Source organism: Neobacillus sp. 114 (assembly GCF_030127045.1).
Taxonomy (GTDB): Bacteria; Bacillota; Bacilli; order Bacillales; family Cytobacillaceae; genus Neobacillus; species Neobacillus rhizophilus.
Genome location: NZ_CP126144.1, coordinates 5785917 through 5807213 on the forward strand (window position 1 = coordinate 5785917; position 21297 = coordinate 5807213).

General features: G+C 44.8%; 16 protein-coding genes. All 16 read right to left on the reverse strand.

The window, feature by feature from the left end:
• Nucleotides 1-10 precede the first annotated feature (10 nt).
• Nucleotides 11-949 (reverse strand): tagatose-6-phosphate kinase, encoded by a 939-nt coding sequence (gene lacC / locus QNN06_RS28355; protein ID WP_213117504.1) that lies wholly within the window; start codon nt 947-949, stop codon nt 11-13.
• A complete protein-coding gene (nagA, locus tag QNN06_RS28360) occupies nt 946-2124 on the reverse strand; it encodes an N-acetylglucosamine-6-phosphate deacetylase (RefSeq protein ID WP_213117503.1) in 1179 nt (392 codons plus the stop codon). Before nagA ends, lacC begins: the two co-directional genes overlap by 4 nt.
• 41 nt (nt 2125-2165) lie before the next feature.
• Nucleotides 2166-3335 carry an SIS domain-containing protein gene (locus tag QNN06_RS28365; RefSeq protein WP_213117502.1) on the reverse strand — a complete coding sequence of 390 codons (1170 nt, stop codon included), beginning with the start codon at nt 3333-3335 and terminating at the stop codon, nt 2166-2168.
• Nucleotides 3336-3348: 13 nt separating this feature from the next.
• On the reverse strand, nt 3349-4251 hold the full coding sequence (locus QNN06_RS28370; RefSeq protein WP_213117501.1) for an ROK family protein: 903 nt from the start codon (nt 4249-4251) through the stop codon (nt 3349-3351).
• Between the two features lie 180 nt (nt 4252-4431).
• Nucleotides 4432-5190, reverse strand: a complete 759-nt coding sequence (locus tag QNN06_RS28375; protein ID WP_249366652.1) for a carbohydrate ABC transporter permease — start codon at nt 5188-5190, stop codon at nt 4432-4434.
• An 89-nt stretch (nt 5191-5279) separates the two neighbouring features.
• Nucleotides 5280-6218, reverse strand: coding sequence for a carbohydrate ABC transporter permease (locus QNN06_RS28380; RefSeq protein WP_213117984.1), 939 nt, complete (start codon nt 6216-6218; stop codon nt 5280-5282).
• A 69-nt stretch (nt 6219-6287) separates the two neighbouring features.
• On the reverse strand, nt 6288-7538 hold the full coding sequence (locus QNN06_RS28385) for an ABC transporter substrate-binding protein (RefSeq protein WP_284036486.1): 1251 nt from the start codon (nt 7536-7538) through the stop codon (nt 6288-6290).
• 256 nt (nt 7539-7794) lie between these two features.
• A complete protein-coding gene (locus QNN06_RS28390; RefSeq protein WP_284036487.1) occupies nt 7795-9069 on the reverse strand; it encodes a Gfo/Idh/MocA family protein in 1275 nt (424 codons plus the stop codon).
• An 88-nt stretch (nt 9070-9157) separates the two neighbouring features.
• Nucleotides 9158-10207, reverse strand: coding sequence for a LacI family DNA-binding transcriptional regulator (locus tag QNN06_RS28395; RefSeq protein ID WP_284036488.1), 1050 nt, complete (start codon nt 10205-10207; stop codon nt 9158-9160).
• 213 nt (nt 10208-10420) lie between these two features.
• A complete protein-coding gene (locus QNN06_RS28400) occupies nt 10421-11155 on the reverse strand; it encodes a GntR family transcriptional regulator (RefSeq protein WP_213117496.1) in 735 nt (244 codons plus the stop codon).
• A gap of 146 nt (nt 11156-11301) precedes the next feature.
• Nucleotides 11302-12219, reverse strand: coding sequence for a DMT family transporter (locus QNN06_RS28405; protein WP_284036489.1), 918 nt, complete (start codon nt 12217-12219; stop codon nt 11302-11304).
• A 150-nt stretch (nt 12220-12369) separates the two neighbouring features.
• Nucleotides 12370-13137: an SDR family oxidoreductase gene (locus QNN06_RS28410; protein ID WP_284036490.1), complete on the reverse strand. Its 768-nt coding sequence runs from the start codon at nt 13135-13137 to the stop codon at nt 12370-12372.
• 114 nt (nt 13138-13251) lie between these two features.
• Nucleotides 13252-13638 carry an FxsA family protein gene (locus QNN06_RS28415; protein WP_213117493.1) on the reverse strand — a complete coding sequence of 129 codons (387 nt, stop codon included), beginning with the start codon at nt 13636-13638 and terminating at the stop codon, nt 13252-13254.
• A gap of 42 nt (nt 13639-13680) precedes the next feature.
• The gene (locus QNN06_RS28420) at nt 13681-14166 is read right to left on the reverse strand and encodes an SRPBCC family protein (protein ID WP_284036491.1); all 486 of its coding nucleotides are present in this window, start codon (nt 14164-14166) and stop codon (nt 13681-13683) included.
• 513 nt (nt 14167-14679) lie between these two features.
• Entirely contained in the window at nt 14680-14997 is a 318-nt protein-coding gene (locus QNN06_RS28425; protein WP_213117491.1) for a hypothetical protein, read from the reverse strand.
• 21 nt (nt 14998-15018) lie between these two features.
• The gene (locus tag QNN06_RS28430) at nt 15019-20742 is read right to left on the reverse strand and encodes an Ig-like domain repeat protein (RefSeq protein WP_284036492.1); all 5724 of its coding nucleotides are present in this window, start codon (nt 20740-20742) and stop codon (nt 15019-15021) included.
• Nucleotides 20743-21297 lie beyond the last annotated feature (555 nt).

Consider the following 21297-nt stretch of genomic DNA (forward strand, 5'->3'; position numbering starts at 1 on the left):
TCAATCACCTCTAGTAATCTATTTTTTCCACTTGAACCAATTCGAAAAATTGGCTGAAATTAGCTGTATTAATATGGCCTGTGGCTGCTTCCATTGTATTTAACATTCCTGTGGTCATCGCCGTTTTCAGCACAACCAGGGCGGGCTGCTTGTGTTTCAGAGCGACAGCAAGCCCAGCTACCGTTGCATCACCGGAACCGACTGGATTCACCACATCAATCGGAGGGATGGTAACCCGGTAAAAATCTGAACCGTGCTTAACAAAGGCCCCAGCCCCTCCCATAGATACAACAATCCACTCGATCCCCTGAAACATGTCGTCTTCTAACGCCTGCGACAGGCTGCTAATGCTTTGTTCCACTTCCCTGCCGAGTAGCTGCGTTAGCTCCGTGATATTGGGCTTAATGGCAAATGGCTTTACATTATGTAATAGAACTTGCCGCAGCGACTCCCCTGATGTATCCACAATGACTGGAATCCCCTTGTCCCGGCCCATCTCTACCATCTGCCGGTAAAAGGTAGAAGGCAGACCTTTCGGTAAACTGCCCGAAATGGTCACTAAGGAAACACTAGACAGCAGGGTTTCGTATTTTGCTAGAAAGGCAGACCCATCTTCATTCGTCAAGGTGGGGCCTGCTTCCAAAATTTCCGTCTGCTTGCCGTCATGGAGAATCGCAATGCAGTTTCTTGATTCTTGGTTTATTTTTAAAAAATTGTTTTCAATCTCGTTTTTCGTCAATTCCTGAACGATGTATTCGCCAATCATTCCGCCCAGCACGCCGGTCGCCAGCACGCCCTCGCCCAGCTGCTTGATGACGCGGGTCACATTTAAGCCCTTGCCGCCTGCAGTTTTGCTGGCAGCTTCGACCCGGTTTACATCATCGAGCTTGAAATGTGGGATTGGATAAGAAATATCAACAGATGGGTTCATCGTGACCGTTAAAATCATCGAACTCCCTCTTCCTGCGTAAAGTTTTCGGCCTTGTACCGGCAAACACCGTCAATGTACGTAGCCAGAAGCTCCATTTCTGGCGTCAGCACAATAAAATCGGCTGCAAGACCGCTTGCGATTTTGCCGCATTCCTCGTCCAGTTGAATGCTTTTCGCAGGTGCGGTACTTGCCATATAGATAGCTTCCTCAGGGGTTGCAATCCCCCAGTCGACAACATTTTTGACCGCATCAATTAATCGCAAAATACTTCCAGCCAAACTTCCACTTTCTAGGCGTGCGGCCCCTTCCTTCACTATGACTGGAAATTCACCGAGCTGATAACGGCCATCCGGCATCCCGCCTGCCATCATGCAATCAGTAACCAGAACCGTATCCTTCCTGCCCCGGGCATTCATTAAAATATTGGCGGCTGCAGGATGGACATGGTGACCATCACAAATAATTTCCGCAAACACATCCGGCAGAGCCATCGCCGCACCTGCCATCCCCGGCTCACGATGATGCAAGCCGCTCATGCCGTTAAAGGTATGAACAAAGATCGATGCACCCTTTTCAACCGCCTGCTTTGCCTCTTCATAGGTGGCATCACTATGCGCTAACGCCACCGTTACCTGATCCTTCACGGCATGTTCGATGAATTGGAGTGCCCCATTCCGTTCAGGAGCAAGCGCAATTTTTTTGATGAAACGATTCGATTTGGCTTGCCAGGTTTCAAGCTTTTCAACTGAAGGGTCACAGAAATATTTTGTGTTTTGAGCGCCTTTATGTTTTTCTGTAAAAAATGGACCTTCTAAAAAGATTCCTCTGATTTTCGCTCCTTGAACGCTTGAATAATGTTCGCCAATCATCGTGACCACATCGTTCAATGCCTCCGTGGAAGAGGTCAGTGTGGTTGGCAAAAACGAGGTCACACCGCACGAGAGCAGCCCCTCGGAAATTGCCTTTAACCCCTCTAGGTCCTTGTCCATGACATCGTGGTTTTGGAAGCCATGAATATGCGTATCAACCAAACCCGGAGCAATCCAATAGCCGGAATAATCGATGACTGTCGCAGATGGATTCGGCAGTTCATGATGGTAATAAAAGAATTTCCCCTCTTTGATTTCCAGATAACCAGGGCCTGCCACCCCATCCTCAAGAAAAAACTGATCTGCATAAATAAATAGCTCCATACCTGCACCTCTATGAATAATGGATGCGGATGACATCCTTCTTAATTTTTGTACTCGTGAATAGTTACTCCCTTAACCACCCGATTAACGGTTCCGCTCGGTGATGGCGTATCCGGTGTATTCCCTACTTTTATGGAAGATAGCAGAGCGATAGTCTGCCCAACCATCACAAATGGCAGTGACAGGTAAGCATCCGGTACAATGCCCGCTTCACGGTCAAATAAGAAGCTGTCACCCGAATAATTGCTGTCCCCGTCGACGCTGATCGCACAAATGAGGCTCGCAACCTGGTCCTGCTTCAATTCATTTAACATATCCAAATCGTACCGGCGGGTATAAGGCTGGTTGGACACAAACGTGAATATGACAGCTTGATCATTCACAAATGACTTCGGACCGTGACGGAATCCAAGCGATGAATCAAAAGCGGTAGCAATTTTTCCAGCAGTCAGTTCAAGAATTTTCAACTGTGCTTCCCTCGCCAAGCCTTCAAAGCCGCCTGATCCAAGATAAATAATCCGCTCAAAATCGACTCCAACCATTTTTTCAATTTCCGCTTCTCTGCAGATAACACTTTCACCCATGACGCGGATGGTTTTGACAATCTGTCCTTTTTCTTCATCTGATAAGGAATCAAAAATTAGCAGAGCCGTTAAGGCCATACAGGTGTAGCTTCCCGTCATCGCAAAGCCCTGGTCATTGGATTTTTCCGGCATTAATAATAGAAGATTCTCGTCATCCCCTGCTGCCCGCTGGGCCAGTTGCCCATCCTTTGAGCAGGTAATCGTGATTTGATAGAGATTCGTGACGATTTGCTGTGCAAGCTCAACGGTCGCCACACTTTCCGGACTGTTGCCGCTTCTAGCAAAAGAAACCAGCAAAGTCGGGATATCGGCTTTCAAAAATTGATAAGGGTTGGAGACAATCGCTGTCGTTGGAACACTCTGCACATCCCACTGTTTTTCATCGACTTTTCCTTTTAAATATGGAGTAACGGTGTCGCCAACATAGGCGGAAGTTCCAGCCCCTGTAAAAATAACCCGAACACGCGCATGCTTTTCTGTTATGTTCTGCAAAAACGTTTGGATTTTTTCAATTTTCTCATTATAAAGTGTAAACGTTTCTGCCCATAATTCAGGCTGCTGTTTAATTTCCGCAGTGGTAATTTCCGCACCTAACGGCTTTAATTTTTCCAAACTTAACGTAAACATTCTCGACACTCCCCTAATTTTCTTCAAATACCCTGAGGCCCGCACCGACGATGCCGTTATCCTGCTTGATGGTACTGACGGACATCCGGTTTAACACATGCTGTTGTTCAGAAATTTGATAGGATTTTAGTTTTTCTTTTATGATTTCAAGTAAAAAAGGATTATTGGCGATCACGCTGCCGCCAAACACGATTTGATGCGGATCTAATAGACAGGAAATCGAATAGAGACCCTGGGCCCAATAATCCGTTACTTCATCGATGATTGGCTGATACTCAGGCACTCCAGCTTGATAGCGCTCAAAAACATCTTTAGTTGATAGGGTCTCCTCCAGCACTGTTTCAGCTAGTTTTGCAATTGCCGGCCCAGCAGCCGCTTTTTCCAATCGCCCCCATTTCGGACCGCGTGCCTTTGATAGAATCGGAATTAATCCAAACTCTCCGGCAAAACCCGCCCCCCGGAAAAAGGAACCTTGATGAAGGATCGCACAGGAGATGCCCGTGCTAATCGTTACATAAACAAACGTTTCATTTTTGTTGCCGCCGGCAGCCTTCCACTCGGCAAAGGCGGCCGTATAGACATCATTGTCAATTTCAATTCGCTCGAGTCCAAATTGGTCCCTAAGGCGGTCAGAGACAGGAAACTGGGCCCATGGCAGATTATTTTGAAAAACAGCAATACCGTTTTCCCTGTCTACCTTGCCCGGTACGCCGACACCAATACCTTCTATGTCAGTAATCGAAAAAGAAGAATCGTTCAGAACCTGTTCTACCACTTCAACGACTCTAGTAAACATGTGCTCTCTATCTGAAGGATCACTTTTCACTTCGGCTCGTTTTAGCAATTTACCCGTTTCCGAGATGATTCCCGCGGCAATCTTGGTCCCGCCGATATCAAGGCCAATGGCTTTTTTCATAATGAGCACCTCGACTGTAAAAATATATTTATATATGTATGGATGGGTTGTTGGTACAAGTTTATTTAAAGAAAAACTCATAGACTAGAATGCTATGAGTTCATTATTTTCATAATTTTATTATAACACGCTTGCTTGTAGGGTCAACCCAACAGTTTCAAAAAAACTACGAACAAATTCTTATTTTCCACCGGTAACGGCAATTCCTTCAATGAACTGCCTTTGCAGGAAGATAAATAGGATGAGCATTGGCAGAATCGCCAAGAAAGAGCCAGCCATGAGAATCGGGTAATTGGTCAAATATTGGCCTTGCAGGGAGGATAAGCCCACTGATAGAGTCATAGATTCCGGCGAGCTGTTGACAATCATTGGCCACATCAATTCGTTCCAGCTCCAAAGCGTCGTGAAAATCCCCAGTGCAATTAACCCCGGTTTCGCGAGTGGCAGCATGATTTTCCAATAGATTTGGAAATGGTTGCAGCCATCAAGCCTTGCAGCCTCCTCCAATTCCTTTGGCAGCCCCATAAAGAATTGGCGCAATAGGAAGGTTCCGAAAGCGCTAAACAATCCCGGCACAACAACAGCCGACAGGGTATTGAGCCAGCCCAACTTTACCATAATCATATATTGCGGCAGCAAAAACACTTGACCAGGTACCATTAACACGGTCAGCGCTAACAAAAACAGGACATTTCTGCCGGGAAATTCAATCCGGGCAAACGCATAGGCTGCAAGCGAACACAAAAACAGCTGGCCGACAGTCCGAAGCAGTGTGATGATGACCGTATTATACATAAATTTAAAAAAAGGCAGGAGCCCAAACACCTCTTTGTAGTTCCCCCATTGGAACTCCTCAGGAATGAAAACGGGAGGCACATGAATGGACTCTTGGTACGTTTTTAGCGAGGTGAGAATCATCCATAAGAAGGGCAATACCATTGCCACCGCTCCCACAATCAGGATGAAATGGATTAGGAATGTTTTACTTGTAACAAGCTGTTTTGTTCTTTGCAATGGTACCACTTCCTTTAATCATAATGAACCCACTTTTTCTGTAACACCATTTGAATCGCGGTAATAATTAGGATGACAATCAATAATAGAACAGCGATAGCGGCCGCATACCCTTTATCATTTAATACAAAGGCATGCTGGTAGAACAAATATACAATCGACTGCGTACTTTCTAATGCCGTACTGCCTTTTCCAATCATCATGAAAATCAAGTCAAACACCTGGAACGCCCCGATGAGAGACATGATGGTCACAAAGAAAATAACCGGTGAGAGAAGTGGCAGTGTAATTTTAAAGAACACCGTGACCGGGCCGGCACCATCGATTTCGGCTGCTTCATAGTACATTTTCGGAATTCCCTGCAATCCGGAAAGGAAGATGACCATGTTATAACCAATCCCGCTCCAAATCGCGACGGCAATGACCGAATATAAGGCAATATGCGGGTCGGTGACCCATTGCGGCCCTTTGATTCCGATTAATGATAACAGATAGTTGAGCAGCCCGTAATCCGCGTTATACAGCCATTTCCAAACCATAGCGATGGCGGCCGGCATGGTAATCACAGGTAAAAAATACAACGTCCGATAAACCGATTTCCCCTTAATATTTTGGTTTAACAGAACGGCTATAATAATAGATAGGAAGATTCCAATCGGTACAGTAAAGATTATATAAATGCCCGTGTTTTTAAAGGATTGCAAGAGCGTGGCATCCTCAAGCATCCGCTTGTAATTGTCGAGCCCTGTCCACTCATACTGGCCAAAAGAGCCCCATTCGGTAAAACTAAAATAAAAATTCTGGATGATCGGCCACAGGTAAAAAATAGCCAACCCCAGCATCGTTGGGGCAATCATCAGATAGGCCCAAAAATAATCGGAACGCTTTCTAGTCTTTGCAAGGCTCGCAGCCTTTAATCTTTTTGCTGGTTTGACTTCGGTCTGAAGAGGAATTTCTTTCACACTATTCCCTCCCTTTAAGGAAATGGAAGAGAAGAAATAGATTCTCCTCTTCTTTTTTTACTACTTGGATAACGCCTCGTTCGCTTTCTTGGTCAACTCTTTTGCGGCATCTTCAATGCTTTCTTCTTGGCTCCATGCCTTTTTCAGGATATCGACCTCGTATTGCCAAATCTCCCCTGTGCTTTTTGCATTTGGCAGCGGCACAGAGTATTCGCTGGCATCAATAAAGGCTTGCAGATTAAGGCTTGGAACAGATTTCACCCAAGTATCCTGCGCGCCGTTAAACGCTGGAATGACGGTTCCTGTTTTCGCATAGATCTCTGCAGCTTCCATAGAACCCAGGAATTGGACAAACTTCCATGCCGCATCTTTATGCTTTGTATTGGCCGCAATCACATTGGACAATCCATGAATCGCTGTTGCGCGGGTTTCGCCTTTTGGGAGAACGGTTACATTTAAATCAGGGTTCTTCTTATATTCCGGTACCATCCAAGGGCCATCAAGCATCATCGCTACTTTTCCGGAAGAGAAAAGCTCAGAAGCTGCCGTTTCTGTCATTTGTGCTTGTGTTGGTGATAAACCTTCTTTTATGAAACTTGTATAGAATTTAAGGGCTTCGACTGTTTTTGGATCATCAAATCCAGCTTTTTTGCCATCCTTAGAAATAACATAGCCGCCATTTTGCCAAATGAAATTATAATAGCCTTCTTGGTTAGCGATGGTTGAAGCAAAGCCCCAAACCCCTTTATCTTTGTTTGTCAGCTGTTTTGCCGTTTCCTTTAATTTAGTCCAGTCCCAGGTTTCATCCGGATACGCTACACCGGCATCGTCAAAAATCTTTTTATTGTACCAAAAACCGATTGTATCGTAGTCTTTTGGAATTCCGTAAACTTTTCCGTCAACTGTATAAAGGTCGATTAATGATTTTGGATAATTATCCAAGCTATAGTTATCTTTTTTTGCCATATCGCTTAATGGAAGGATTACTTTTCCCTCTGCATATTGAGTAACGTGAGCCCCATTCATCCACAAAACATCAGGCAATGCACCGCCCGTTGCTGCTGTTTCAAGCTTTTGGAAGTACTGTCCGTAAGGAGTAATCTCCGTTTTCACCTTGATGTTTGGATGTTTTTCATTAAATAATTTGATAATATCCTCGATGGCTGGAAGTTGTTTTTTATCCCAAATGCCATAGGTTATTTCGACTTTCCCATCTTTCGCATCACTAGAAGCTTTGTCACTATCACTGCAGCCTGCAAGCCCCAATAATCCTAGAACCACAGTTAGAAGCATGATTAGCCATTTTCTCATCCTTTTGCCCTTCTTTCAGAAATAGTTTAGTAGTTTTTCAATTCATTACTGTTTTTACACATAAGGGTTTTTCTAGATGATAAAAAATCTTCATGTTGATCCATTGAGGTTTCTCTTAACATATTCAGATAACGCTTACCACCTCCGTATCCAAACGTTTTCCTAATGGAGTTAATTATTCCATTCCTTCTTCTTGCTCTTAATTTATTATTGCATCACCACAAAAACGCGGTGTGACAATCCCATTTTTTCAACTTTAAGCTTTAATGGTTTCTTGTAAACTTTGATAATAGTCATCGATATTAATAGATTGGCCTTCATGCATGCGGGATTCTTCAGCGGCAAATGCCATCAGGTGGCTTCTAACGGAAGCAGAAGCAGAAGAAACCCCGCCCTCGTTTTTGCCAATCTGGATCTCCCGAAGGAATGTTCTCATGATTCCTTGATCGCCTCCGCCATGTCCGCCCATTGGCCGATCAAAATGAATGAGAGTTTCTTGCTTGGTCAAGAAGTCAAAGATAGAAATCTTATTTTCCTCCATATTCCCGCGGATTTCTCCTTTGGTACCCATGATCTGGACAATTCGCGTCTGCTCTCTTGTAAAGCCGCACATGCTGAAGGTGGCGGTGGCACCGTCCGCAAATTCCATATTGACTACCTGATGGTCAACAACATTATTGTCGGAGCGGTACACGCATTTTCCGTAAGGGGTTTCATTTAATGCTTTGATAATCCCTTCGTTTGTATGGTCCTCGGTGAATTTCTTGGCCCAGCCCTTCCCTTCCCCAAGATAATATCTACCCGCATGGAATGGACACTCAAGCTCTGCAGGGCAGCCATCCAAACATCGGAGCGGCGCACCAGCAGGGGCATTTTCCTCTTTAAAATGCAACAACGAGCCATAGGAGCTCACGCGTTTACACTCTTTACCCATCACAAACGAGATAATATCCATGTCATGGCAGGATTTCTGAAGGATCATTGGACTCGATTTTTCTTTATTGTTCCAATTCCCTCTGACAAAGCTGTGGGACATATGCATGACTTCCACATTTTCATTCAGCTGCAGAGAGACCACCTCACCAATATCCCCTCTAGCGATCACCTCTTTAATCTTGGACCAAAAATCGGTATATCTCAGTACGTGGCAGATGGTCAGCCGCCGGTTATATTTTTTCGCCTGCTGTTCCATCAAAATACATTCCAATGGATCCGGTGACATTGGTTTTTCCAACAGAACATGATATCCAAGCTCTAACGCTTTCATTGTCACTTTGAAGTGGTCTCTGTCGAGTGTACAGATAATGGCAATTTCCGCAATCGGCTCCTCTTGCTGCAGCGCCTCTTCCCACGATTCATAACAATTTTCTGCCGGAATCTGATGGGCTTCTTGTACTTTTGTTCTTCTTTCAGGCCACGGCTCCGCGACACCGACAATCTTCAATTCATTCGGATAAGCCGCAGCATACGGCGCATAAGCCCTTGCCCCTCTGTCACCCGCTCCAATCAGGAGTGCTGTCATTGTTTTCATAATCCTTCTCCTCTCATTTCGGTTTCTGCGGAAAATTTTCCGCAAGTTATCCAAACGTTTTCCAAGAGCTTTTAAAAAAAGGAACCGGTTAGGTCCGTTTTATAGCAGATGACTCTCGAATGACCAATTCAAATGGCAAAATCAGCTTAATGGGAAGCGTTACTTTTTCTTCTACGATCTCCATGATCGTCTTCGCTGCCATTTTTCCCATTTCATATTTAGGGATATCAACAGTTGAAAGCGGCGGTGAAGAATATTTCCCCATTTCGATATTATCGACACCAAAGAAGGCGATGTCTTCCGGAATTCTTAACTCATTTTCAATTGCAGCTCTCATCGCAGCTATGGCCATCATGTCACTGGCGCATACCATCGCTGTCGGTAAATGACCGGCATTGTTTTGAATCAGCTGATTCATTTCATCGTAGCTGTTTTCCATTTTCCACTTCGTGTTGAGGACCCATTCCTGCCTCATGGCAAGTCCTGCTTCGTCCATGGCAGCTTGAAAACCTTTAAACCGGGATTCATCATGCAAATCCTTATAGGTTTCATTTGCCCCGCCGCCAATAAACCCTATTTCTCGATGTCCTTGGCTGATCAAATGCTTAACGACCGTTTTAATGGCTTCCTTACGGTCATAATCGACAATGGCGATATTCTTATTCGTATAGAAAAAGTCCAGTCCTACCACAGGAATTGTTTTTTGTATGTAGTCAATCAGGCTGTCATCAATCCTGTCAATCAGCAGCAACCCTTCAATCCCCAAGTCATGGATTGTCTTATGGAGCAGCGATTCATTTTCCAGCTCATCCTTGGTAATACTTATTAGGGTGTAATCTTGATTCGTTAATGTATCACGAATCCCGGTATAGATATCGGAAAAGTACGGGTTAATTTCCGCTTGCTTTGGGTTTGCTACCCAGCCGATTTTCATCGTTCGTGTATTGCTTTTTTGTTGTTTATTGTGAACAAGATTACGGGCATGCTGGTTCGGTGTATAACCTAACTCCTTAACCGCCTGCCAAATCTTATTCTTCGTTTCTTGATTCACATTTCGTGTTTGGTCGTTTTGAATGACCCGCGAAACCGTAGAGATGGAAACGCCTACATGTTCCGCAATATCTTTTAATCTTACCACTAGTAAAACACCTCGAGGTCAAAGCTTACAACGGCAATTGCTTAAATTTTTTGAATTAATACGAATATAGCACCATTCATAATTTTAAGTCAATAACCATTATATTAAAATCTTTCTTGTAAATATTATCCTGCCATATAAGTTCATGCGAATCATACATTTTTTTTAAAAGCCTCACCTTTTGAAGTGAGACTTTTTTTGAATAAGATGAACCTACGTAAGCTCTGTATAAAACCGGCAGCGATCTCCGCGAACGATTGAACGGCAAAACTCCACCGGCCTCCCGCTCGTGTCAAAAGCGGTTCGTTCTAACAATAGAGCTGGTTTTCCCGCTTCTGTCTTTAGGTATTGGCTTTCATCTGAACGGATTAATACAGGTTCAAACGCCTCTCTTGCCCTGCTGACAACGACGTTAAATTCTTCCTCAAGCAGATCATACAGGGAGGTCTCCCCCACCCTTTTCAATGGCTCGATATTTGGTACAACTCTTTTGGGAATAAAGGAGGATTCTAGAATATATGGGTCATCATCGACACAGCGAAGGCGCTTCATTTCAATGACCTGTTCATCGCCGGTTACTTGCAGTTCTTCCATAATCTCCGGGGTCGGCTTGACTTCTCGTATGTCAATGATGACGTCATTTGGAACCATCCCTTTTTCCTTAAATCCCTTGCTGAAGCTATATAATCCCATTAAGGACTGTTGCATCAACTTCGGCTTCGCCACAAACGTGCCTTTTCCCTGAATTCGATAAAGCAGCCCGTCCTGAACGAGTTCCTCAATGGCCTTTTTTGCGGTATTTCTACTAACGTTATAATCATTCATTAATTGATGCTCGGATGGAATTTGATCCCCAGGCTTCCAGTCACCACTATCAATCGACTGTTTTAATCTTTCCTTTAGCTGATGATAAAGTGGTATCACACTATCACTTTGCAATGGTTTCATCGTAATCTACCTTCCTCACGATATGACAGGTTCAGAGTCATTATACCACCAATTGTACCATCAATCCATCAAGTTTTACAAAAAATGATACATAGGGACGGTTCTTGTGCCTCAAAATAGTGATGCATGAGAACCGTCCCCATGCATCACAGTGGGGGCTGGACGCCTACTGGTTCGATTGCTGGTGTGTTTTTTTTGGATCCGAGTGTGTTGACGACGATAACACCGGCAATGGCAACTGCGCCTCCGATGATGGAAATGAAGCTTGGCTGTTCATTGATCCAAATCCAGGCAATGAGGATGGCGAATACCGGTTCAAAATATATCATGCTCATAACCGACCCGGATTTTCCTAAGGAGAGGGCGATAGTCCATGTGACATAGCCAATCGCAGTTGGAAAAATCCCTAAATAAATAGCCGATAAATGGGCATCCAGGGATGCGTGCTGCAGTTCTTGAAAATATCCCGGAAAGTAAATAAAAAAAGGAATCGTTCCAACCCAGGTAAAGTAGGCTGTTAATTCTATCGATGAGTAGCGTCTCAAGAGAGGCTTTTGAAAGGCAAACATCACCGATGTCCCCAGGGCAGCGATTAATAGAAGGAACACCCCACTGGAGATATGGAAAGACGAGCCTGCTGTTTCAAGTGCAATGATACCGATTCCCAAAAAGCCCAAACCTAAGCCAATCCAGCCAAACAACCCTAGCCGTTCCCGTAATACGAATAGAGCAATTAGGGCAGTAAAAATAGGCGTTGACGAAATCAGCATCGCCGCGACTCCTGCATTTACGGTTTTCTCACCGAAAGCAACGCCGATATGATAAATACTGATCCCTACAAACCCCAATATCGCAATTTTCAGTATATCCCCTTTTTGTGGCAGACGGAATTTAACACCGGGCCATAGCGCGTAAATCGCAAATAGTGCCGAAGCGATAAGGTATCGAGTGAGGATAAGATGCCCTGGTGAATAGCCTCCATGTAAAATCACACGAATGGCAGGGAAAGATGCTCCCCAAATCATAACGGTAAACAACGCAATGGTTAAAGCTTTTATATTCAAAATCCCCTCACCTCTTTTTTTCTACATAATCTCAAGATTATCACGGTGATAACATTGTTTCAATTTAAAAATATGGAAGAGGGGGATTTTAATTTAGGACTATATTCGTATTTAGTAGCTTGTGACCAATGTGGCCATTTTTTGTGGCCTTCAGCCTCGCCAATCCAGGTTATTTTTCAAAAATCCTTCCCATGCCTTTTGGCTTCCTTTTAAATTTTCTTCTCTTGTGGCTTTAAGCCGGTTCTCGGTTTCGCCGTAGCCTATTTCTTGCCGGTTATTTTCGAAACCTTGGAAAATGGTGTCAGCAAAATCGCCCAGAGGTGCCCCGAAGGTGTGCAGTCCCGCCCCGCCTAAATCTGTATTCACTGCTGGTGGGAAAATTTCAACCACCTCTATGCTCGTTTCCGCTAATTGCTGCCTTAAGGAAACTGTAAAGGAATGAAGAGCTGCTTTTGTCGCACTATAAATCGGCACCCACACACCAGGCATCAGCGCCAGTCCAGAGGAAACATTAATGATGGCCGCATCCTTCTGGTTCTTTAACTGCGGGATTAAAAGCATTGAAAGATGAATTGGTCCTTCGATGTTAATGGCGATTTCATTTTGGTAATAGTCCCAATTCTTATCCGGTTTGAGGAGATTCACTCGTTGCTGAATGCCAGCATTGTTCACCAAGATATTTAATGAAGGGAATTCCTTGGAAACCCATTCTGAAAGCTTGACCCGGTCCTCTAATTTAGATACAACACAAGCATGTATATGTAGTTTAGGATACTTTGCCTTTGCTTCCTCAAGCTTTTCCTGGCGCCGGCCGACTATGATGACCTCGTTCCCTCTTTCCAAAAACCGCTCCGCAAATGCCAGGCCAATACCAGAGGCACCGCCGGTTATTAAAATCGTGTTACCTGTTAAATTCATCCTGCTTACCCCCTTTTATTTTTTTAAAAATACCTTTATAGAATAAAACAGGGGCCCCACCCCACTGCTTTGCCGCATTAAACTTTTGCAGAAGCAGGGTTTCGGGCCCCTTGCCTATTTTATGATTCGTATATTGCCTTTTTCTATTCGTTTTCTTAGTGCGTTAATCATAAGAAGTTTAACCGGCTTTCGAGTTGGAGGGAATAGGAGCAGGAAGCCGAATATGTCACTCAAGAACCCCGGTGTTAACAGCAGGATTCCGCCGATTATGATACAAATGCCGTCCAAAACCGCATCGCCCGGGATTTGTCCCATTCGAAACTGCTCCTGTGCCTTCCTGATGGTTTGTAGTCCCTCTCTTTTGGCCAAGTAAGCGCCTAACACACCGGTCAAAATAATGAGCAGGATGGTAGGCCAGACCCCGATTGTTTTTCCCGAAAGAAGCAAAAAGCCAATTTCCGCTGCCGGAACGGCGATGATTAATAACAGTAAATACCGCATATAGTTCTCCTTCCAAATGTGTCTGTTTCCAGTCCGATCCTTTTATGCATTTGGAGACACTTTCTCAACAGCTTGTTTATATTTCTCATACCACTTTTTCCATTCTTCCATCCGTTCGATCGTTTCGCCTTCCATTAGGGCCTTAATCACATCAAGGCATACATGCCAGCCTGCAAGGTCCTTCGGGGTATGGGGCGTGATTTTTTCAATCTTTTCTATTAAAAACAGCTTGCAGCCGGGGGCTTCAGTGGAAAGTTCGAATCGCACCGCCATGTCGCTTCCCCAAGTAAATTCCAATACGGATTGATCTTTGAGGTCCGTGATGGCCATCTTCTCAAAGTTTCCGTCGCCCATATCGAACTTCATAAACCCGCCTTCACGAAGCTCACCAACTCGAAGCTCGTTAAACCACTTTGCTAATTTTTCGTTGTCCGTTAACCAGGACCATACCTCCTCAACGGAGTGATTAAATTGCCGCTCGAATCGTGCGATGTAGCCATTTTCTGATTTTTCTATGACTGCTAGCATTGGTTTCTGCCTCCCGTAAAAAAATATTGTTATTTCCATTATAGGAGAAACGCGGTTTATTTAAAAATATGAACTCTATTTTTACAGTTTTCTCATCTTTGGGGACTTCACCAGTAAAATTAGGGCTCTATTTTTACCGTTTTCTTATTTTTTGTGGCCTCACGGGTAATATAGGACGTCTATTTTTACCGTTCTCTCATTTTCGGAAACCTCACGGGTAAAATAAGGCTTCTATTTTTACCGACCTCTCATTTTCGAGGACCTCACGGGTAAAATATGGCCTCTATTTTTACCGTCTCCTCTAATTTTGGAACCCCACGGGTAAAATAAGGCTTCTATTTTTACCGTCCCCTCATTTTTACAACCACATGGGTAAAATAGGGCCCCTATTTTTACCGAACACCTAAGGTTTTGAACCTCACAGGCAAAATAAAGGGCGATTTTTCAAAAGGAAACAAAAAATAAGACTTGCCAAAACGGCAAGCCTCTAAACATATGACCTCAAATAGAGAATCAGGTCCCTTCTTCTTTTCTGTAGCCACGCGGTGTGTTGCACTGTGGACAGGCAGCGTTGCTGGAGTCGAATGGGCTCCCGCAGTTTCGGCAAAAGACGACTCCTGCACCGGCAGCAGCGGCAGGCTTTGACTGCCCGCCAGCTGGCATCTCTTTTTGCACCGTGGCCTCTACTGCGGCGGCTTGCCCCACATCCAGCTTCGCCGCCTCCTTTTTAAACCTCTTTAAAACCCCAATGACTACTATCAACGTAATAATATTCACAACCAATCCGGCGGCCGCGATGATCAAAACGAGAAGTGATGTATCTTTAAGCATGATTACGTCTTCCTCCTCTCATTACTTTTCAATAGTCTCGGTTCCATAAGTTTTCCTCTTCCGAACAAGGACTAGCGCCGTAATTACAGCTGCCAGGCTGCCGACACCGCCAATGGATCCCATAAACAAGGTCTTATTGTTATACCAGCGGACAATCGGGTTGGTGGAAACAAGAATGCCATTGACCTTTTTACTTAGCTCGTTCCCGGCTGCATCCACCGCAATAATCTTCACATTTTGCTTGGAGTTTAAGCTTTGGATGTCAAACGTATAGTTTTCACCTTCCGCCTCATGCTCCACTTTTTTACCGTTTAAATAGATCTCGGCACCCTTGAGAACAAGGTTGTCCTTCACCGAAACCGTTACCTTTTTAACATCAACAGGATACTGCTCCCCACTCTCAATGTCGATCGGCACAATCACCGGAGCGGTCTTGTCGATACCAAAGGAGATTTCAGCCTGCTTCTTCTCATCGATATTCTCATTGATGTTACCTGCTGCATCTTCGGAATAAAGCGCAACGGTATATTTGCCATCGCCGGTAAATAGCGATTTTTTCACCACATACTTGTACTGGCTCCACTGCCCGGCGCCGCCGGTTTCAGTGACGGTATAATCCTTACCCTCCGCCAAATCAGAAGGCGTACCGTTCTTCGTCATTTTGACTTGAATCGTATCAGCTTTCAGGCTGTCGACGTTCGTTTCGGTCACGATGACGTCCGTTTCCTTCTGCACATATTTTCCCTCAATCGCCTTCAACGCATCATCGAACACATAAACCGAACCAAAGCGGTTCACAGAGAAACGAATCGTTTTAGAGGTTTCATTTCCGGCAAAGTCCACAAGCGTCGCCGTTAACGTATAAAGGTCATCGATTTCCTTTTTCTTCTCGAAATTTTTAAACGTAAACACTTGGCCGTTCGGTGCATCGGCATAGCTGCCATCGAGCGCCGCCGGGCCGTGATTCGCTCCGGTTAGCTTAATGCTTACAGCCTTTTGATTAAAATTCGTATCGGAATAAGTGATCACCGGAATTACGTCGCCGTTATTGGCCGACTGGTCCTGAACGCCGGTAATTGTCAGTTCAGGCGCTGTTTGGTCAACGATGAACTCCTCTGCCCTATAATCGGCAGCAATATTCCCAGCCTTGTCGGTAAAATCAATATCAAAGCTGTACTTGCCATCCACTGCATATTGGATGGTTGCCGTGTGGATATCGCCTTTTGAGCTCCAGCCACTTACCTTCGGGAAGGCCGCTGCCGCACTATTGTCACTAGCGGTGCCTGTTACCTTAACACGGCCGGCATCAAAGTTATGCTCATTAATCGAAATCGTGGCCGTCCGGCTGGCCCGATAATAGTTGCCATTGGCCGCTGAATTGTTACTATAAGAAACCTTCACAACAGGAATGGTTTTATCAATCGTAAACTTTTGCTGCGCTACGGCTGGTGCAGCATTTCCGGCATTATCCTTATACTTGATATCAAAGGTATAATCGCCATCCGCGCTGAACTTGACGGTTGCTGTGTGTGTTGTCTTATCCGGGTCCGCTGAATTGGCAGCAGTACTCCAGCCCACCAACGAAGGCACAGCCCCATCTGTATTGGTAATCAAATGTTCGACATCTTTTGGATTGAAGTTCCGCTCCGTCACCACAACGGTTGCCGTCCGGTCTGCTTTGTAAAAATCAGGGTAATCCTGATCCGCCGAATTATTGTCATAAGTCACTTTAATCTGCGGCGCCGTCTTGTCGATGCTGAACGTCAGCTCTTTTTCCGATGTGTTACCAGCCCGGTCCGTCACCTTGGCCTTGACCACAATGGCGTTGCTATTGTTGCTGACCGTTATTGTTTTTGTCATTTCGGTAACAAGGTTTTTATCTGTCTTCGCTACCTGCCAGCCGTCTGAATTGCTGCCATCTGCAAACGAACCGTCATTATTAAGTTGCAGGCGTCCGCCTTGGCTGTTCGCCGTATCATAAGGCGCTACAACCGACCATTCCACCTGGCTCAAACCTGAATACGTATCCGTCACTGTCAGCTTGACATTCACGTTATGCGGGTAAAGCTCGAGACCCTGATTGTCGCGGTAGCTCGTATCGACTTTTTCCAATGCAATATGTGATTCTTTGGCGTGCTGTGCCTCATCCTCAATGACCGTGCCATCCGGTGTGGCAAAAGCACTTGTATTATTGACGTGGTCCGTCGCTTTAGCAAAAATCTGTCCCTTAAACGCTGCCGGAACGTTGAAACTAAATTCGCCTGTTGTTGGAACAGCCGCAATGCTGTTGACCTCGGTTGGCGCGATTCCTTGTAGTGAACCATCCGCAAGCACCGCATAGAATTTGCCGTTCTCGTAATCTTGCAGATAAAGTACCATTGATTTGACTTCGCTTGTCGCTTCAAAGCCAATCACTGGATCCTCCGCTTTCACCGTCACCCGAATCGGCTTTTTGAAAAAGAAGCCATATTCCGTAAGCTCGACCGCATCCGTCAGGCTTTCGGTTGCATCCTCCTGACGGTCATCCGTTGAAAAATGAAAATCGGTAATCATCGGACTTGTTTCGTCGATGAAAATCGTTTTTTCAACCTGAGCGGCATTTCCTGCGTTATCAACTGTTTCAACGGCAATATGGTAGGAACCGTCTTCGTTTCTGGTAATCCGGGAATCACCGGTATCCGTCGCCGCCAAATCCGGGCGGTGCTGGACCATCGGCTCTTCATAGTAAAAATACTCATCAATAGGCTGGTCGTTCACGTTGATCTTAACCGTATTGACACCGGAATCGGCATCCTGCACATCGACGTCGTACGTGACTTCGCCGTTGTAAAACTCTTTTGTATCATCAGCCACATAGGATGAAACGCCTTCTTTGGCTGTAACGTTGATAGCGGCAGCGGGGGCCGTTTTTTCAATCATGACAACACCGCTGTCTTTGGCTTTAATGTTCGAATTGCTTGAGTTTATCAAATATGGCGTCTGGTTCTCGTTATTCACATTGTCCGTGACTTCGACTTGGAACGTTCCTTTGAAACGGTCCACATCCAGAGTGTAGCTGGCTTCAGCGGTTAGGCCTAGTTTTTCAAAGCTTTCCCGGGTTAAGGTTGGAGCCTCTTCGCCCGCGTTCTCTGGAACAGCCTTCAACTTCAGATCCTTGATTCCGGAAGCGTCATCCTTGACCTCTACTGTCACTTCTAATTTTTTATTAAAAAATGTTCCGAAGCTGAGGTAGTTTAACACCTTGGCAATCGTGCTGTCGTTGATGACAGCAAAAGTGACAGCCTCGCCGTCAGCAAGCACCGGTGCGTGTTCATCAATAAAAATTTTCTTCGGCGCTGCATCAGTTTTGTTGCCGGCATTATCTTTTACCGTAACGGAAAAATCGTATAAGCGATTTTCTTGATTAAGCGTACTTGTATCAATCGCTTCAATCGCCGGACTAACTTGCTTTTCTTGCGAGAAATCATATTCTTTATATTTCTTGTCATTTAAATTAATAGTCACCGTATTAACGCCGGATTCCAGGTCCTCGGCTTTGATGTTTAATTTTGCATCACCGCTGTAAAACTCAATATTATCAACCACATACGGATTTTTTTCTGAAGCAACCGTTAATTCCGCGGTCGGCGCATTCCTATCAATCATGAAGTGTCCGTTGCCTTCCGGGTCGACATTCGTATCGTTGACATCATAGTTTTGTTTGTTGTTGACATTGTCGGTCACCTCGACGGAAAACGTCCCTTCGAAACTTTCATCATCGAGGAGGAACACTGCCTCGGCTGTCCGGGTATCTTTACTGAAGGTTTCTGAAACCAATGGAACCTTCTTTTTATTAGTTGAATTCACTGATTTCGCATACAAAGTAATCGCCTTAACCCCGGATTCCCCATCCTTGGCATCAACGGTCACCTGAATTCCTTTGTTAAAAAACATTCCAAATGTAAGGATGTTTAAAACCTGGGACCATGTGTCGTCGTTGATTTGTTTGACTTTCACAGCTTTACCGTCAGCGAGTGTCGGGTTCGTCTGGTCGATGTTAATGTTGATTAATTTTTCAGCCGATTGATTACCTGCCTGGTCAACTGCCCAAATCTTGTATTGGCCTTTTTCGACTGGACCGAAAGAGTAGCGGTTGGTTTTGGCATCGAATGTTGCTTCAACAGCTGCATCGACTGGGTCACCCACTTTGCTGTATAAAACTGTTTTTATAGGAGTAGAGTAGGCGACGCCGTCGAAGTTTTCAGTTCCATTTTCAATTTCACCGGAAACGGTCACGGTATCGCTGAACCATTGCACGCTATTAATGGTAGTTTTGTTTTTTCCATCCAAAGCTGGCTCTTTTATGGCTGGACCTTGTTTGTCAAATACTAGCAATATATCGCCAGGCAAGTTAACCGTTTGCTCGCTCTTTTTCGTGCCTGCAATCTTCACCTTCATGTCTTTAATCGAAGTGGATTTATTGAAGGTGTACTCCGTTTGCCACTTTTTGCTGGAGCTCGCGGAGGTTTGCAGATTGATAAGGTTGTAGCTTCCAATTGGTGCAACCTTCACCACAGCATCCTTTGAATAGACGCGGATTTCTTTGCCGCCTTCTTTATATGAGTCGATTAATGAGCCGGAAATTAGTGTAATCGAAACGTACTGCGACCAAGTCCCGTCTAGAGTCGGGATTTTCTCGTATGTCACTTCGATTAATTTTGGCTCGATAATATTTTTTACAGTGTAAGAATAAGTTCCGTCCTCGTTTTCTTTAAAATTCTCATCAGCCGCGAGATTCACGGGTGTTCCGTTTATGTTGATCGAGGCCACCCGGTAGTCCGCATTCGGTGTCATGGTTGCAGTCGCTTCCCCGTTATAACCGACGGTGGGTATATCAAGCTTCACATCACCGTTTCCTCCGTTGACACTGGCCGTTACAGCGTAGGTATTGATGGCAAACTGAACTTGTACATTGTGGTTGGCTGTTACATTTGTGAAAGTATACTTATAGCTATCTGGCTCTATTAGCGTCACAGCGGTTGCCAGGTCGAGATTGGTGCCATCCAAGTAGATGCTTTCGACATGAAAACCGGTTAACGGAGTCACCGTGAAAAAGGATTCATTGCCGTGCTGGATGTTGACCGTTCCGCCTTGAGAGTTAATAGTTTGATTATTTTCGTCTTTTACAGTACCTTCATTTGATTTGTAGTTAAAAGCGATTGTGTATGTTTTTAAAACAAATACGACTTCAATCGTTGTGTCGGCAGAAATCGAAGGAATAGTGCTTGTGTAATTTCCCTTGTCAGTTACACTCTGCAGAACCCCAGCAATTTTTACGGACTGAATTTCGTAATTGGGCTCTGGTGTTATTTCAATGGCAACATTTGTCCCTGTCTGCACCTGAACGGGGTCTGTGTAATTTGCATCATTGATTTTTATCGTGCCGCCGGCAGTTGCCTTAACTGAGACTTGATAGGTTGCTGTTTCAGGAGGGTCCGTTGGTGTTCCAGTCTCGGTTGTTCCTCCCTGTTCAATTGATTCAACAGGTATGGTCGGGTCCTGGCTTGTTGTTTGTGTTTGCTCCCCAGACTCCGTTGTTGCCCCGCCAGTTGCTGCAGTTTGATCAGTTCCAGTGTCTGCGGTGTCTGTTGTTGTTTCTGCAAACACCGGCATGATGGCGCTGGCTGGTATGTTATAGGCAACCAGCAAAATGGCAAGGATAACCGCCAGAATGCGGGTCGCCCTTGATTTCCTCTTTGTAAACACTTTTTCTCCTCCCCTTGAAAAAATACAATTTTATTAAAATACCTTTGGTTACCATTCCGATGTGTTTTGGCCTGATTCAGGCTCCAATAGCCCATATTGGTTACCAAATCGTTCATTTTTTGACGGGTTCGGGCTCCAATGGCCCTTATTGGTTACCATTTCTTTCAGTTTTTGACGATTTCGGGCTCCAATAGCCCTTATTGGTTACCATTTCGTTCAGTTTTTAGAAGTTTCGGGCTCCAATAGCCCTTATTGGTTACCATTCCGTTCAGTTTTTGACGGTTTCGGGCTCCAATAGCCCTTATTGATTACCATTTCGTTCAGTTTTTGACGATTTCGGGCTCCAATAGCCCTTATTGGTTACCATTCCGTTCAGTTTTTAGAAGTTTCGGGCTCCAATGGCCCTTATTGGTTACCATTTCGTTCAGTTTTTAGAAGTTTCGGGCTCCAATCGCCCTTATTGGTTACCATTCCGTTCATTTTTTAGAAGTTTCGGGCTCCAATCGCCCTTATTGGTTACCATTCCATTCATTTTTTGGAAGTTTTGGGCTCCAA